Raw genomic sequence first — 16261 nt, forward strand, 5'->3', positions numbered from 1 at the left:
GGCAGGGCTTTGGTTGGTGTTGCCTTTTGGCTGCTCACATAGCTCTCCTATGGCGTTTTCTTCTGTTGTTTCCGTGAATCACCCTCTTGACTTAATACCATTGGACTTACTCCTGTGCTCAATCTGCTAACATTTCATGGGGAAATCTCTTTTCAAATATCCCAGTCTATGAAATCTTCACGGTTCAATACAAAGTGCTGATACAGGCACTTCAAATTTTCTTGTTCATCCCGTGAGAGCTTCGCCCCGTTTTCATACTGTAAAGTGTCGGCATACAGGATAAAGCCATCCACTTTTCCTGATGAAGCCCGAAACTCACCGTTTCCAATAATGGCAACATCGCCACATACAAATGTAACCGTAGAAGAAGTGGTATGGATTTTCATAATTGCTTTGATCATGACTTCCTCCCAAAATCACATCATTGTGTACTTTGCTTATTTGGATTGTCTTTAGCGGGCTCCAATGCCGATGAATCGCACCTGCACAACGCAGCTTCGACCTTACAGATTGCGGATATATGCTTGATCTTCCAGAAACTTTTCCAACGAAATCTGCTGCTTTTCGTACATCAATCCCCAGCGGTCAAGAGAGTTTTCCAGCGGGGCGGTTCCGGTATCAAGACCGGAATAGATCAAGAGCGGCAGTTCTTTCAGCCTGTCTTTTGTCTGCTGAAAGCTGCTGTCGCCAAAATGCTGTTTTAGAAACACCAGAGCCTTTTTGGTGTCGGAAATCCCGGTTACAATCAGGCGGATGTAGTGATAGGGATATGCTGTTTCATATTCCTGCGTTTTGGGTACATCCAAAACGCTTTCGAGAAAATCTTCCAAACAATCAAAGGCAGGCTGAAAGTCCCAAGTTCCGGCGCCATGTTCTGCCCAGAACACGGCTGTATCGTTCCGTCGCAGGTCCAGGCAGTATGGATCACCAGCATCAGACGCAATCACCACAAGATGCTCGTCCCAATCTTTAATTACCTTTTGTTCCACAGGATTATAGGCGTATCCCTCCTGGCCCTTCACAAGGGTATCCAGTCCCCACAGTTCCAGGGCCTCATAGGTATCATTGCTCCACACGGTTCGCAGTCCACAGCAGCGCTCCAACAGCATCCAATAGTCTGCCGGAAGTTCCCAGCGTCTGCGGATCTGGCTCTTATACTGCTCGGACACGGCTTGCTCCATCGCAGGTATATCAATTTGCCTTAATAGCTCGTCCAATAATTGCTCCAATCGGCTTTTCATCAATATCACCTCTCATTTTCGGGTGATACCATTCTCCACCCGGATGTCTGCACCCGGATAACGGGACGGAAAAAGTCATAGTCATTGTGAATCTCGTTATCTTCCCGAACCTCCGGTTTACAGTGAGGGGAACAGGGTAAATATCCAAGCAAAGGACCCATGCCACCGCAGACATTGCAGCCACCGTCACCGCCGCAGGTGGTCAATGTTTTCCCGTCTACCAGCTCTCGCTTATAAGGGTCGTAGGCAATCGACAGACCAAAGAAGTTGGGCTGCTCCATGTCGTATGGCTTACTCTGATCTTCCTCGCTTTCAAAGTGGTGCAGTTTCATCTTGTGGTCCAGTCCGTCCCCCCAGGGAAACAGGGTGCGGCATCCGCCCCCACACAGATAGGCCCACTCATCCGGCGTGGGAAGGGTGGCTGTCAGCTCCCACAGCAGGGACAGCCGAAACTCCGGGTAGGTCATGGGATGGCACAGCCACGCCCGCCAGCTATCGCCATTGCGTTCAAAGCGGACCGTTTGGTGGATCTCAAGGCTCTGGCTGTTCCGGCCCGCCAGCTTCTGCAGGTTCTCCAGCCAGTCCGGATGAGCGGCGATGCGGGGGTCGTTCATGGGTACGCTTTCCCAGCCGATCTCCTCCAGCTTCCGGCCCGCGAACATGGGGCCGATGGTCACCTGGCGTACCGGGGCCATGCCCTGCCGGAGAAATTCCTCCGCAGTGCCCTCATATCCGATTTCCGCAAAAATATCCGCCAGTTCCTCTTGGTTGGCCTTGTCCATCCCTTGGACAAAGCTCTCCCAGCCAAGAGTCACGGTATCGCCCGGGATAAAGACAAATTCCCGGCCACCTTTTTCAAACAGGCCGGTGGTGCAGCTCTGCCCCCAGCGGGAAAAGGCGTACAGTCCCTGGAATGTCAAATGGTAACGAGTCGCCAGAATTTGCATCAGTGAGAGTTTATCGGACAGTTTCAATGTATCAAATTGTGGTCGAAATAAATTCTCGTTCATAACAAGACCTCTTTCAATTTGCTCCGGCAGACTGTGATTCCTTTTCCACAAGGCGAACCGCCTCCGTCAACAGCTTGGGGAGCTGATTCCTTTCTGCTGTTTCATACTGCTGGACTGGATGCGTCCAATCAAAATTATGAATAACAGAAATGATGTACCGGTCCTGATGCCAGCCCATATCCAGCAGAAAGCCGTTCGGATATTCCACTTGCAGCATATCTTCTTTTTGTGTGATATCCAGAAAGATGATCTTTCCAGTGCCAAAATCCATTCTGGACCAGCTTTGCACAGCAAAATTCCTCCTCACGATTCTCCGAAATGCTCCAGATATAACTCTCGCACGGAATAGGGGCCTACAAGAGTCTTTTTCTGTCGGCCATCCCAGGAATATACATGAATTTTGCCACCATCCCCAATGTACCGCTGTTCCTCAAAGGGTGCGGGAAAGGGGAAGCTTTCTACGATGCTCCAGTCAATCTTGGGCTTCAGCCCATCAAACTCCTCGCGCTTGAGCCTTTTGAAATTGAACACCAAGGCCGCTCCAATTCCATCGAAAAGCAAATCTGTGTATTCTCTGGGGGTAATATTCTCGCTCACGCTGGCAGCTTTGATGTCCACATTCAGAACCTTGTCGCCGCAGTTTGTCCATATTTTATTGGGAGAGAACCAGGTAGTCCGATTCATGCCGCCTGCAAAATCCTCGCGGAAATAGCTTCTGTTTGCGCTGTCCATCTCGACCCCTTCCCGAAGCGGACCGTTGTATGGGGAAAGCGGAAAATATCGGTGTTTTGCCGGGTCAAACTGGTCAAACGAAATGTTCAACAGATACCCATGCTTCTCACTGCGCATAAGCTTGTGTGGCTTCACAATGTTTTCTTCGATGAAACTCCAAATGTACTCGTCCACATGAATAGATACACGAGGGCGACTGAATAATGTGATTTTGTAGTGATCCTCTCTGTCCATTCTCTCCGTATTGAACCAAATACGATAAATTTTAACCATAGTTATCCCCTCGCATGATTTCTGCCAACGACACTTCTGTTTCCGCCTAAAAAAGTAGTTCACCGAAAAACAGTCTAAGAACCACGGCAGATAATGTTTCAAGCTGTGGCTTGCTGAGAGGAGTGTAGTGAAGGACGATTTCTCCATACAACTCCGTGTTGATGTGGTGTTCTTCCAGATACCGCAGAACCTTTCGGTTGTTCCGCACGATATTTAGACGAAACCTGGTATTATCAAGGGCATATTCAAAACAGTCCGGGTCAATCAACTGACCATTGGCTGGATCATTCATTTCCAAGCGGAGTGCTTCCGCGCCGGTCTTGCGGGAGAGTGTAAAGTAGCCATCCTCCAGTTCAAAGGACAGGCAGGACAGTCCTTCCTCATTGTCCAGCTCCCAAGTCATTCTTTTTGCAAATAATTCCATCATTTTACCTCAGACTGCGTTCCAGTCGCACAACATTTCATTCTGCGTGACCCGGCGCAGTTCGTCCCGTACCTCCATTAGAGCAAAACCCAGCAGGTTTTGCCCCCGCCACTTCATCGGGTCCTGCGCCTCGGGGGAGCTGGCTGCGAGACGAATACCCCAGATGTTATCATAGGGACTGGCCTCCACCAGCACACTATCTTCGGTGGAGAGAAGAAATTCGCGCAGGTCGCGGTTCTGGCTGAATTTGCACCAGTTGCCATTCAATACAATGGCGTATTTGAACTTATCCCATACCTTCTGGTCAAAACCCCGCACCTTGCGGCCCAGGGCCTTGATCTGTTTAGGGTCACTACACTTCAATATCTGCTCCTGGATTTCACTATCGCCAAAGAGCTCCGCCTTGGCCGCCATCATATACTGCTCCATACAAAGATAGGTATTGGCAATGGACCAGAAATCCTCCATCCACCACTGGCTGAGGCAGCTTTTTGTCAGCTGGCCGTCCTCGGAAGGCTGATGGCCCCAGAATAAGCAAAATTCCCGCTTTCTCCCAGCGGCAAACTCCTGCTGAAGCCACTGCCGGGTGTATTTAGGGCTTCCTTCCGGCTGCCACGCATTCACCCAGAAGTCCCCATGTTCCAGCACTTCGCTGCTATCTTCGTCATCCCACCAGCCCTTCCAGGTTACCGGCTCGGGAAAGAGGGTGCGGTATTCCGTCCGCTCATCCGGGGAGAGGGTGTCCATCCAATCGCCAAATCGGTATATGTAATCCTCCCCGTAGCCCATGCGCCAGCCAATAGAGTATCGCTCGATCTCCCGGTGGGCCAGCCAAGGGGGAGGCATTATTTTCTTTTCCTGTAATGCCATATCATTTTCCCTCGTCTCACAGCAATTAAATTCTTCTTTTCCTACCATATAATCAAACTTCCGTCTGTTGGTAAGATTGGGGTTCCGTTTTCATTTTCCAGATTCGTCTCATGCGATGCAAATCTTCCATTCCAGCCGAGCACGATATGCCCATCCTTGTAAATATCAATGATCCGGCTGAAAAATAGAGGGAACTGAGGAAACCTTTCAAGGAAGTATTGTTCAACCAGTAAATATTGCACCATTCGGCACAACTGAAGATCTATGCTGTCAGGAAAGCCACAATCACGCAGGAATCTTTTTTCCGCCGAGTTCAGATCGAGGCCATTTGCCTTCGATGCTCTTTTTTCATAAGTGCGCCAACTGGCCTCCACACATGGCATAAATTCATTCTGGTAAAACTTCCACCCAGCCGTTTGCAGAATAAAGGTATCTGCACGACAAATGCCTTCTTTGAACAAATTTGTAAGGCAGACGGTTCCTGAGTAGTTCTTTGTATGCAGCAGTAGCTTTTCTGCTCGTTTTGGGTCCTTTTCCTGAAGATATGGGTAATACGATGGTTTATCATACGAAACTCCACAACAGGAAAACCAGGGTATTTCATCGAAAGAACAAAGGGTTTCATTCATTCCTTCTGTAAATACAATCTTTTTCTTGAAAAGCATACTCAGCCCTCATAACTACTCCAAGGTCATTTCACAAAGAACCAGTTTGTCTTTCTCATCACTGAGAAATGCCCGGTTCCCCCATACATCCAGCACATGGAAGGAAGCGTATCCACGGGGCATGGCAAGGTCGATCAGCACCAAATCCGAAAGGCGCAACACCTTTTGTTTACCCTTCCAGTCATCATTCTTAAAAATGGGAGATAGGATCAGGCAAGTCCTGTCACCGGAGAATTTTCCGCGCATCCCGTGTTTTCCGGGCAGGCGGCTTAAATTATCTTTGCCCCACAGTTTCTTTTTGAATAGTCCGTTTTCCTCCAGTTCCAGATACCAATAGTAGCCCATGAGAGAAAGACCCGCCGGATTGATGGTGCTGCTTTCCAAAAAGGCATAAAACTGTCCGTCCTGTTCCAGTATGGAGCCAATCATAGGATAGTTGTAGTGAAAGTCTGCCTGGGCAAAATTGCCGCCAGCCCGCTCTACCGCCGCCAAATGGGTCTGTCGGGTCCCTGCTTTGCTGTATACGCAAGAGCCGCTTTCTGCCCAGTGTGCAGTCATGGTTTCAAAGTCTACCGTCAGGCTGGTAAAACTGTTGGTCGCATCAGCGGAGTTGTCCACTCGGCACACAATAGGGAAAACGCTTTGGCTTCCGGTGACTGCCACCGGCTTGGGAATACCCTGGGCACACCAGTTATCCATGGGGATCGGAATCCACTCTCCATCCATCTGTGGCATCCACCAAAGGGATTTACTGGCCGGGCAAACCAACAGTATTCCTCTGTCGCATGAGAGCAAGACAGGAACTTCCCAAACATCTTGCTGCTCTTTCGGCTCCGGGCTGGGAATCCACCTGGAAACTTCGCCTTTGACCCACAAAACGCCGCTGCACTTTTGCACGAGATGATAGGTCCAAAACACAATTTCATCCTCGCTGCGGGCTACCATACCTTTGCATCCAGTCGGGCTGTATTTGAAGGAAGTTCCCGTCAGTTCAAATTCCTCGAACTCCCAGTTCTTTATCACGTTTAGTTTCGCTTTCATACTTTTACCTCACAGCAAGTCTACCTTGATACTGCACCGTTCCAGAACCGGCAGCACCTGTTCCGGCTTGGAGGACATGAGAGTAATATGTTTGAGATTGGGGAACTGGCGCAGTTCCGCCTCAGTAATAGTATTAAGATCAAAGGCTCCATCCTCGCCATCCCAGAACGGACAGAGTTGGGTATAAATCTCGCTGCCGCCATCCATCTCAATTTCTGTGACCGACCGGGCCAGCCGCTCCGGGACAGGGTATTTCTCCAGCCACTTCCGAATCTCTGGGATGGGTTCATACCCTTCCGCGTCAATGTCGATCTTGCGTCGGCTATACTCTCTGGCAAACTCATGGGCATCCAGTTTAGGAGCCAGTAAGCCTTTCTCGTACATCAGGACTTCCATGACCGCCAGCTTGAAGTTGAAGCTGGTAAAGGTGAGCACTGGTTCAGTCGGCTTGGATAACTTGTATTTCTGCGCTTTCGCCGCCTTTTTCTCTGGCTCTTTCCAGCTGATCTGCACCATGGCGGAGAGGGCCTCCAGCTTTGCTTTCTGCGCTGACTGCTCCTCTGGAACAGGACCCGGCAAGCGGGTATAAACGGTAAAGCCGCCTAATTTGAGGGTATGGGCAAATCCGGCGAAATCCTTCCAGCTGGTCTCCCGGTAGTCCTTGGACCCGATCCAAACCGCTCCGTCAAATGTCTGCCGGACCGCATACTCTCCCTGTGCCGCTACCCGGACACCAAGGGTTTTGATGGTCTGCTCATCTTCATCCAACCAGCCCTGGAGTCCAAGCTCGTCCCACAAAGCAAGTGCCTGGGTATAGGGACTCTCCCGGCCAGTCATGGGGCTTTTCCGTGTTCCATTTTGCAGGACAATGCGGGCGGACCCCAGCTTTTCCGCAAGCTGCGAAAGGGTAAACGGCGGCGTAAATACCGACCCCAGGATGGTCAGGCTGTCTTTTTTGAGAATGATTTTTCGCTCTGTGGCCTTGGGCGGTAGAAAGATGGGCAGATTCGGGTACACTTCTTTGTACTCCCGCCATTCCAGCTTTTTGGGCTTGTTTGCCGTCCGAAGGAAACCCCAGAAGTCGATGGGATAACGAAATACCGGCCCAACCCTGTCCCGCCGGGTGACGATGACCACCGTGCCATCGGTGAGCATCCCGATGTGCTGCATTTTCTCCCCGCCGAACATTCCCGGACGGATACGCAGCACTTCACGGGTGTTCATGTTGATGAGCTGGGCAAAGTCATCAGAGAGGATCTCGCCGTTTCCCTGCACCAGCAGCCAGTCCCCGGTGAACCAGCGAAGTTTCAGCCCCTCGCCCATTCCGGACAGGGAGGCGATGCGGCACCGCCCGGTGTCCATGTCCAGCTCCAGCAGGCATTCTTCCACCCGCCCTTTCCCGCTGACGGCGTGGATCATGTAGATGCGGCCTGTGCCGGGAACGGGGATGGCCTCGGAGAGATGGTCGTATCCATACAGAGAGAAGGCGTGTTTTGTTACCTTGCCGTTTTCCCAGCGGTAAATCTGACCCTTGTACCACTCGTTGGAGAAGTAGACCCGGCCCAGACCATCTGTCGTAATGCCGCAATGGTATTTGGTGCTCCATCCATCTTCCGGCAGGGGCCAGTTTTTCACATCCTGACAGGTGCCCCGGTCGGTGAGTTCAATCCGTGTGGCGTTGGTGGGATCGCCCACCCAGAGGGAATGGTCAGCCCAGCACAGGGTCCGGGGCGGACCGTCATATCCAATGGGGGACGGCTCGAACCAGTTGAGGGTAGCCGGATTCTTGCTCAGTAATGCCCGCCCAATAGTCCCGCTGCCAGCGGCTCTGGACGCGGCATAGAGTCCATTTTCTGCGGAATAAGTGAGGCACCCAAGGTGCGGCAAACTGTGGGCGCGGATTACTTGCGGCGGACGGTGGCGCAGATCGGCCACACAGCCGCTTTTCCATCCTTCTGCATCCTGATTTTTCCATTTACCCGCCGCAAAATCACCCGCCAGGGAGTTGAAGAAATAATCGTACTCATCCTGAAGTATGTATTCCTCGCAGGGCATCAGCTTTCCAGGGTCCTGCTCCTTGGCATGGTCGCCCCATTTTCGCCCTTGCTGTTTCATCAGGTGGCAATATTGCCCCTGCTTTTTGCAGTAGCGTTCCCATTCGCTGCGTTCTTCCTCTGGGATCAAGGCAAACAGATACTCGTCCTCATCATCCAGGTTATACAGCGCCCAGCCGAAGGTAGACAGCTCCTGCCCCAGCGCCGCCGCTCCTTTTTCATGGGGCAATTTCATATATTGGATGCCGATGGCGTCAAAGCGTTCATCCAGCAGCACCGGGACCTGCGCGCCCCATTTTTCTCGCAGTTCCGCCAAAGTGTCCTGTACGGCTCCGTCAAATTTCAGAATGTCCAGCGCATCATCTATGATTTGTTTGAACTCTGCCATAGGTAGTTTCTCCTTTTCCCATTTCCTACATCATAGCGACAGCCATGTGGTCAAAGCACTGATTTCCTCCCGCAGCAGCGGGGACTTCCCAGCGGCGGCAAAGGCTTTTTGGACACCGCCATAGCGCCGCCCGGAGCGGTCTACCAGCTGGAGCGCGGCTGCCTCCAGACCGGGAATTGCCAGCACAGCATCTGCCAGCGCCTGGGCGGAGAGTTTATCCCCGATCAGAGAGGCGGCAAAGTAGCGCAAATGGCTGTGAGAGAGGGCGGACAAATCGCTGAGTTTATGCAGTTCATAGAGTTTCAGGGCATAAAGGGAAGGAAGCCCATCCAGAGCCGGTAGTTTCTGCACAGCTGGTAGTGACTGGAGATAGAGTTTCTGAAGCCGGGTCGCTGGAGTCAGGAAAGGGGCAAGATCATCCGTTTTCCGCATTTCCTCCAAATGGAGATAGGTAATGCTGGTGAGAAGTGGGGTAATGTCGCCATTCTTTTCTCCACGCAGGTGGAGAACACGCAGGCCGGGGAGAGAAACATTGTCCCAGGAAACAGGGGCCGACAGCCATAGGGACAGTGTATGAAGCTGCTTTAGCTCGGAGAGAACTTCTACACCCTCACATTTTTCCATTAGGGTCAGTTCCTCCAGATTGGGATAATCTCGCAGGAAGGACAGATTCACCTTCCGCTCTCCCGTCACAGACAGACACCGTACCGCATCTGGTTTTCGTCCATTCAGATCAATCTTTTCTCCGCCGCGCCAGAAAACTGCGGTGCTAAGAGGGGGCTCTATTTTCATAAAAATCACCAGTCCCGTTCTCGGATGGCCTCCTCCATATCAATCGGGATACCGAACCACTCCAGAATGTAGGCAACGGTGTCTCCAATACAATCCCGGGCCACCGTTTCAATCTCGCTGTCGTTTTCGTAAAATTCATCCTGAAGATCATTGATGCCGCAGACCGCCTTATCCAGCGTTTTCTGTATCACTTCGGTGTCCGTTTCGCCGCTCTCCAGCAGGTCAATGACCTTCTGAAGCTCGTCCCTGACCTTATCCACCAGAAAAACTGGATAGTAATTATCCTGATACATCTCGTCCAGCAGTTTGTAATTCGGGTCAAATGCTTTCATCATGATTTCTCCTTTCGCATTCAAATATCAGCTTGTATGTCTTATGCAACCGTTATCCCGCAATATTGGCGCTCTCTATCCCATTTTCCAGGGAGCCGCAAACCTCAACAGTGTGTCCCCAGAACATATCGTCGTCATCAAAATAGGCCGTAAAGTCACCCTCATAAGTAAGGCTCAGTTCTGACAAAGTAATGCGCTGGGCAAATCCTTCTTCTGTAATGGGATCAGCATTTTTCTTCTCATCGTCATCTGCCTGCCACTCATTGGCCAGCCCGGTCAGTTCCTTTGCCGCAAATTCCCGCATGGACTTGTCCCAGCTTTCGCGGTCTGCCATAACTTTGTGGGCAATGCTGCGGACGGTATCCCAGGTTTCCTCATCCTCCAGATCTATTTCCAGTGCAAGGGAGACTTCCTTTCCGTTCCACAAGATTTTGCCATCCAGCAGCCCGAAGTCCCGGTTCAGTTTCAAAGTTCCCAGAACTTCATCCTCAATGTTTACGGGTTTCTGGTATTCCTCCCATACTGCCTCCAACGGAGGGCAGGGGACAGAAGGCTCCAGCACATCTATAACAGCCCAGCTGTTGAACTGTTCCGGAGTGGTGTGTTCAGGTACCAACCCATCCAACAATCTGCGTGCCTTCAGACGGCAAATCTGCCCTTGCTGCAAACGCCCCCAGCTCTTTTCACTGTTGCGTTCCTCCTCCGTAACCGGCCATTTCAGCCGACCTTCTTTAATGCTGACCTTGCCGGTATTGCAGAACACCATACCCAGTGTAATGACAGTCATCTCCCAAAAGTCACTGTTATCGCTCTTATGGTACCCAGCCCCAATGCACTTACGAATCAGGGCAATCACTTCCTGCTCCTCAGTCTCATATTTTTGATAAAATTCCTCAAACATTGCGTTAGCTCCTTATTCCTCAAACTCGCCCTCAATCATTCCATTGAGATATTTTCCGGGATCAGCAATAAATGCCTCCCATTTGGCTAACGGATGAAACTCCTCATGCTCAATGTCCAGATACCAGAGTTTCTTATCTCTGGGACTCCACAGCAGCAAATAGTCGCTGTAATTATCCATTTTCGCCATGAGAGAGGGCAGCTTTTTCCGCTTCCAGGTCATCTCCTGCACATCCATGTAGGGGTACAGTTCCGCCCATTTCACCAGCTCCCACTCTGGAAATTCCAGACGCAAGGGGCCGGTCTTTAAGTATTCCACCAGCTTGGCAGGTAGCTTGTAAGGCATGAGTTGACGCGCCTTTTCCTGTTCGTTGTGCCATTCCTCCGGCTCCAGAGCTTTTAAGTAGGCGGCCATTTCCTGATTTTTGTTCTGCACTGCTACGGTGTAGGGCCGGTCACCGTATTTATCTGGGATGGTGATATCCGCACCCTGCTCCACAAGCCAGCGCACCATAGGAAAATCGTTGTGCCGTGCAGCTTCAGTGACAGGAGTCGAAGCGTAGGGAAACACCATATCCGGCTTGTGATAGTTGATGTCCGCCCCGTTTTGAATCAGATACTCCACCAGCAGCTGATTTCCATGGCTCGCCATACTGCGCAGGGCTTCACCGCCGTATTGTTTCAAATCCATGCTCATCCTTTTCAAAATGGGGAGTACATTAGGCTCATCCCGATCCACCAAGTGGAGAAACAGCCTGCATATATCCCTTTGCGCTGCGGGGATTATGACTCCCACATCTACCAAAAAGGAAAACAGGGCCAGGTCTTGACTGCGCAGGGAACCACAAAGCAATTCTTCCGGGTTATGGGTCAAATCTGCTCCGCATTCGATCAGGAGCTGCACCATGTCCATCCGATTTTCCAGCACAGCCAATTCCAGTGGAGAGGCTTCGCCATCCCGCGGCCACTCTCCAATCATTACCTGATAGCACTGCGGCTCATTGGGAGAATGCCCTGCGTGAAGCAGGGAACGAATCGCCTCTATGTCACCACTTTTGATGGCAGCCATCATGGGAGGTACATTTGAATAGCTTACTTCACTCATCTGAATCCTCCTGACATTCTATTGAAAAATTTTCTGATACTGTTCTCTCAGTTCCGCCGGTGCTGCTTTGATCACCTTACCGCCGCCATCTTGCGCAGCTTGCCCCCAAACGCCCCAGAGCACATCTTGCCAGAGAAAGTCCTGGGATCCTTTGTCCTGGCAATTTTCTTCCGGCAGGTAGTCCTCTAAATGACCCTTGATCTCCAGCAGAGCGTTCAGGCTCTCCTCATTGGCAATTAGCGTGCGGAATTCCTTGGCCGGTTTCATACCCTGCATAGACTGGACGCCGTGGATCAATACAGGGAATGTCTGAACGGTAAATCCGCATTTTTTGAAAAATGCGTGGATGAACTTCTCCTGTAAAGAGGAATGTTCATCATCACATAGATCCAGATAATCGCACACCAGCGAACACCACTGTGGTCCCTCCAGCCCCAGAGCAAACACGGCAAAGGTGCCGGGCATCGCACAGGCTTCATCCGCGAGGTTTTGGTACCACTCAAACTCCCGCATAGCCAGGCGAGCGTATCGCTCCATAGCTGGATGCAGATTGGGGTGCTGCACAGCGCAGGCAAAGAGCTGATTGACTCCTTTTTTGGGCAGGCCGGGAATGGGCAGGTAAATCTTCTCCGGCCCACGGAACTCCACCGAGTAACTGCGGGGAAATTCCTCCTGCTCCAGCACCGCGCACAGGTAGTCCAGGATTTCCCCATAGCACTCCTCGGTGGAGTCCCTGGCGGTGATGCGGATGGTGGCAAACGCATCATTGGCCGATGCGGTGAAATGCTCCGTCTTACGCCGCTGGATGTCCTTTGGCAATTTGCCGCTGCCGGCTGTTTTCAACTGCTTCACCATATCCGGGCGAAGCTGGGAAACCAGGCCGAGAATGTGCTCGGTGGTGAGGGAGTCGTAGCTGGCTCCATATACCGTATAACAGACCGCCACATAGCAGGCAAAGCGCAGCAGGTCTTCGTCCACATCCTCCGGCCTCAGCTCGGGCCACACGGTGCAGGGCGGGTAAGCTGAAAAGTAATTCTCTTTCTCTCCGACCTCAAAATACCGCTCCTGCACCTGGTGTTCGATGTATTGTCCCAGTGTGTGATCAATCTCCTTCCAGCCCGCCAGCCGCCGCAGGGCATCGCAGAATACAACCGCTTCCTCATAGGGAAATCCTTTCAACGGCAGTTTGGACAGGTACCGCTCCAGCAGCTGGCTGGGAAGAAAGGGTGTTCCGTTTTGATTCCGAACAACCACCGGGTATCCGGAATGGTTTTCTTCTGCGGTTCCATCCAACACATCCTGAATGCACTGATCGGCTTGTTCCAGCACTTCGGAGTCCGTATCTGGTTTATGAATCAGGTAATAACGACCATGTACGCCGTCTCGTTTCGGTAAACTCATAGCAGGCTACCTCTTTCTTCCAGGCTCTCTGTTATTGGAATAAAAATCTGTCGGCAACACTCTTTCAGTTCCTCCGGAGCTGTTTCCACCACTTTTTGACCACCCTTGGCGCTGGCTTTGCCCCAGATCACATAGCAGACCGTCTCCCATGCGTATTGCAGCACTTCCTCCGGACTGGCTTCTGTTTCCTGGGTGGGTTCCTCGTTCTCGTCATCATCGTCATCCTCGTCGGAGGAAAAACCGCTTGGAACGATCTCGGACAGGTGGATTTTTGCCTCCAGCAGAGCGTCCAGGCTTTCTGCATTTGCCATCCACGCGGTATAGTCCTTGGAATACTTCATGTTCTGCATGGACAGCACCCCACGGACAAATACAGGGACGGTATCGGCGGTAAATCCGAACTGTTTCACATACTCCCGGAGGAATTTTTCCTGTAAGTGGGAGTGCTCATCATCGCAGAGATCGAGATAATCCCATACCAGCTGCTGCCACTCTTGCCCCAGCATTCCCAGGGCGAACACGGCAAAACTTCCAGGGAGCGCGCACTGCTCGTCGCTGAGATTGGTGTACTGCTCATATTGCCGCATGGCAAGCCGGGCGTACCGTTCCATCAGGGGGTGGAGGCCAGGGTACTGCACGGCACAGGCAAAGAGCTGGTTTACTCCCTTTTTGGGCAGTCCTGTGATGGGAAGATAGCTCTTTTCCGGCCCTTTGAAATCCACCGCATAGCTGCGGGGAAAGTCCTCCTGCTCCAGAATCTCACACAGGTAGTCCAGCACTTCGTGGCAGCATTCCTCTGTGTTGTCCCTGGCAGTAATACGGATCACAGCAAAGGCATCGTTGGCCGATGCGGTGAAGTGCTCTGTTTTCCTCTTTTGCAGAGAGAGCGGCAGCCTGCCGGTCCCGTGTTCCCGGAGCTTTTTCACCATATCAGGACGGACTTTCTCCACCAATCCAAAGAGGTAATTGGCGTCCAGATACTGAAAGTCCAAGCCATACACTTTATAGCTCACCGCCACATAGCAGGCGAAACGCAGCAGCGGCTCCGGGATCTGCTCTGCACGGATGCCTGGTTTCAAGGAATACTCCCGATCCCAGAAGCGATCATCTTCATCGCCTGTTGCAACAAAATACTTCTCTTGTAGCTCCCGTTTCAGCATATCAAGTAGATGGTGGTCAATTTCACCCCAGCGGCTCTGGCGGCGCAGGTTTTCGCTGAAGGCGATGGCCTTTTCCGCATCCAGGGTCTCGGCCCGCTGTATTTCGGTCCATGCCCTAAGCAGTTGCCACACCTCAAAGGGTGCACCTTGACTGCTGACCACTACCGGCGGCCAGTGGGAATCATCAAGCCGCGTGATTCTCCCGTCAATGGCATCCTGGATACACTGATCAAAGAGCGGTTGCAGTTCCTCCTGCACCTCGGGCTTCATCCAGTAACAGCGCCCGTCCGCACTGTTGCGTTTTGGTAAATTCATATCAACCCACCTCTTTCTGAGTCATAAAAAATGCCCCGTGCCATACTGCCGCAAGGACAGACTGACGCAGGGCATGAAAAGGCCGCACAGAACCAAGACCTGTTTTCCAAAGCCCTGTGCCTGACAATATTCTGTTGTCTTTCGTGTCCATTTGGACATAGGAACCGACCGCTATGCATCCGCTTTTACCTGTTGTACACACTCTCTTATCCGCTCCATCTCGTCCACCAGGGCCTTGACCTGGAATTCCACCATGTCCTCCGCCACCTCCGGGAAAAGAAACGGCATAGTGTCCGGGATGGCCTTGTACACCATCATCATGGCCAGCGCCAGATTGCCGAACAGCCGTGGGTCAATACTGTCCGCAGGCAGGCCAAAGATGGAGAGCAGTTTCCCATAAAAACTGACCTGGTCCTGTCGAAAGGCCTGAAAATTCTCCTCGGAAAGGCAGCGGCGCGCCTGCTGCTCCTCCTCAATGGACAAAACAGCAACTCCGCTTTCGGCCCCGTAGCAGCAGTTTTTCAGGAAGGTTTCCACGCCCGCCCGCCAACTGAGCGCCGGGTCCTCCATCAGCTGCCGGGCATAATCCAGCAGCCTGGGCTGCTGATATCGCAGGGCGTGGAGCACCAGTTCCTCCTTGGATGAGAAGAAACTGTAGAAGAAAGTCTTGGAGATCCCAACTTTTCTGCATAGAACATCAATACTGCTGTGGATCAGGCCCCGGTCCGCGATACACCGGATCATGGTGACCATCAGGGCTTCCTTTACCTGCGCCCTCTCCTCATCAGAATACGCCTTTCTTGCCACAAGTCGTCACCGCCCTATATAAATAACAAAATTAAAAAACAGTCTTTATTTGTATTATAGCGAAACTTAATTGAAATGCAAGACTGTTCCCAAAAATAAGTCCCCCGGTGCAACACACCGGGGGCATAGTAGGATGCGTTCAAGATGCCGGGGTAATCTTTGTTAACACCGTGCTAAAACCATTCTGAAAGATGTGGTTACTAACTGCCTCCCAATGCGTTACTCTGACCACATTTTTAGCCACAGTGCCGCTCGGAGCACACGGAAACAGTCCATCCGAAGAATGCTAAAGAGTAATCGGAATGGAACAAAAATGGCTATAAAGTATTAGAAATAATACAAAAAAGATAATTCCATCTCTTTGTTTACAGCCCCGCAAATCCTGAGCTGTGGACGGCGGAGATCATTTGCCTTGCTCTGCACTCTCACCAACAAACAGATACGCAGGGATATAAAAATGTTCCCCGCCCCAGCCGGGAAACCATTTCCGGCAAAAGGCGGGGAGTTTTTTGACCACAGTTTCAGCCACAGAGCGGTGTGGAGTATATGGAAACAGTGCCCTCAAAGAGTGCTGGAAAGCAAATAAAATGGAGCGAAAATGGCCATAAAGCACGAAAAATAGTTAGAAAAAAGCTCCAAAGCCGCTTGGTAAGGATGAGGTCCCCAGTTCAAATCTGGGTAGCAGCTCCACAAAACACCCGCTTTCCAGGCGAAAAGCGGGTGTTTTCTTTGCTTTTTGCAACTATTTTTG

Annotated in this window: 18 protein-coding genes; all 18 read right to left on the reverse strand. The window is 51.6% G+C overall.

Features of this window, described 5'->3' with window-relative positions:
* Positions 1–152: 152 nt before the first annotated feature.
* A complete protein-coding gene (locus B5F19_RS14545) occupies positions 153–401 on the reverse strand; it encodes a hypothetical protein (RefSeq protein ID WP_087291736.1) in 249 nt (82 codons plus the stop codon).
* A gap of 102 nt (positions 402–503) precedes the next feature.
* On the reverse strand, positions 504–1241 hold the full coding sequence (locus B5F19_RS14550; RefSeq protein WP_087262238.1) for an SMI1/KNR4 family protein: 738 nt from the start codon (positions 1239–1241) through the stop codon (positions 504–506).
* A 5-nt stretch (positions 1242–1246) separates the two neighbouring features.
* Complete coding sequence (locus B5F19_RS14555) at positions 1247–2251, reverse strand: hypothetical protein (protein WP_087291739.1); 1005 nt, start codon at positions 2249–2251, stop codon at positions 1247–1249.
* A 13-nt stretch (positions 2252–2264) separates the two neighbouring features.
* A complete protein-coding gene (locus B5F19_RS14560) occupies positions 2265–2540 on the reverse strand; it encodes a hypothetical protein (RefSeq protein WP_242972829.1) in 276 nt (91 codons plus the stop codon).
* Positions 2541–2554: 14 nt separating this feature from the next.
* Complete coding sequence (locus B5F19_RS14565) at positions 2555–3256, reverse strand: hypothetical protein (RefSeq protein ID WP_087155268.1); 702 nt, start codon at positions 3254–3256, stop codon at positions 2555–2557.
* Between the two features lie 46 nt (positions 3257–3302).
* On the reverse strand, positions 3303–3680 hold the full coding sequence (locus tag B5F19_RS14570; protein WP_242972830.1) for a hypothetical protein: 378 nt from the start codon (positions 3678–3680) through the stop codon (positions 3303–3305).
* A 9-nt stretch (positions 3681–3689) separates the two neighbouring features.
* Positions 3690–4550, reverse strand: coding sequence for an NADAR family protein (locus B5F19_RS14575; RefSeq protein ID WP_087291766.1), 861 nt, complete (start codon positions 4548–4550; stop codon positions 3690–3692).
* 41 nt (positions 4551–4591) lie between these two features.
* On the reverse strand, positions 4592–5215 hold the full coding sequence (locus tag B5F19_RS14580; RefSeq protein WP_087291745.1) for a hypothetical protein: 624 nt from the start codon (positions 5213–5215) through the stop codon (positions 4592–4594).
* Positions 5216–5230: 15 nt separating this feature from the next.
* Entirely contained in the window at positions 5231–6256 is a 1026-nt protein-coding gene (locus tag B5F19_RS14585; RefSeq protein ID WP_087291748.1) for a hypothetical protein, read from the reverse strand.
* Between the two features lie 9 nt (positions 6257–6265).
* Entirely contained in the window at positions 6266–8698 is a 2433-nt protein-coding gene (locus B5F19_RS14590; protein WP_087291751.1) for a hypothetical protein, read from the reverse strand.
* Positions 8699–8728: 30 nt separating this feature from the next.
* Complete coding sequence (locus B5F19_RS14595; protein ID WP_242972831.1) at positions 8729–9373, reverse strand: hypothetical protein; 645 nt, start codon at positions 9371–9373, stop codon at positions 8729–8731.
* 122 nt (positions 9374–9495) lie between these two features.
* Positions 9496–9822: a DUF5713 family protein gene (locus B5F19_RS14600; RefSeq protein WP_015565826.1), complete on the reverse strand. Its 327-nt coding sequence runs from the start codon at positions 9820–9822 to the stop codon at positions 9496–9498.
* A gap of 52 nt (positions 9823–9874) precedes the next feature.
* On the reverse strand, positions 9875–10723 hold the full coding sequence (locus B5F19_RS14605) for a DUF2262 domain-containing protein (protein WP_087291758.1): 849 nt from the start codon (positions 10721–10723) through the stop codon (positions 9875–9877).
* Between the two features lie 12 nt (positions 10724–10735).
* A complete protein-coding gene (locus tag B5F19_RS14610; RefSeq protein WP_204248341.1) occupies positions 10736–11827 on the reverse strand; it encodes an ankyrin repeat domain-containing protein in 1092 nt (363 codons plus the stop codon).
* An 18-nt stretch (positions 11828–11845) separates the two neighbouring features.
* A complete protein-coding gene (locus B5F19_RS14615) occupies positions 11846–13228 on the reverse strand; it encodes a DUF6138 family protein (protein WP_087291761.1) in 1383 nt (460 codons plus the stop codon).
* On the reverse strand, positions 13225–14703 hold the full coding sequence (locus B5F19_RS14620) for a DUF6138 family protein (protein WP_242972832.1): 1479 nt from the start codon (positions 14701–14703) through the stop codon (positions 13225–13227). Before B5F19_RS14620 ends, B5F19_RS14615 begins: the two co-directional genes overlap by 4 nt.
* 171 nt (positions 14704–14874) lie before the next feature.
* Complete coding sequence (locus B5F19_RS14625; protein ID WP_087291764.1) at positions 14875–15510, reverse strand: TetR/AcrR family transcriptional regulator; 636 nt, start codon at positions 15508–15510, stop codon at positions 14875–14877.
* Positions 15511–16071: 561 nt separating this feature from the next.
* On the reverse strand, positions 16072–16261 hold a 190-nt coding region (locus B5F19_RS17750; RefSeq protein WP_204248342.1), incomplete at its 5' end, for a hypothetical protein.

Source organism: Pseudoflavonifractor sp. An184, assembly GCF_002160305.1.
In the GTDB taxonomy this organism is placed as follows: Bacteria; Bacillota; Clostridia; order Oscillospirales; family Oscillospiraceae; genus Lawsonibacter; species Lawsonibacter pullicola.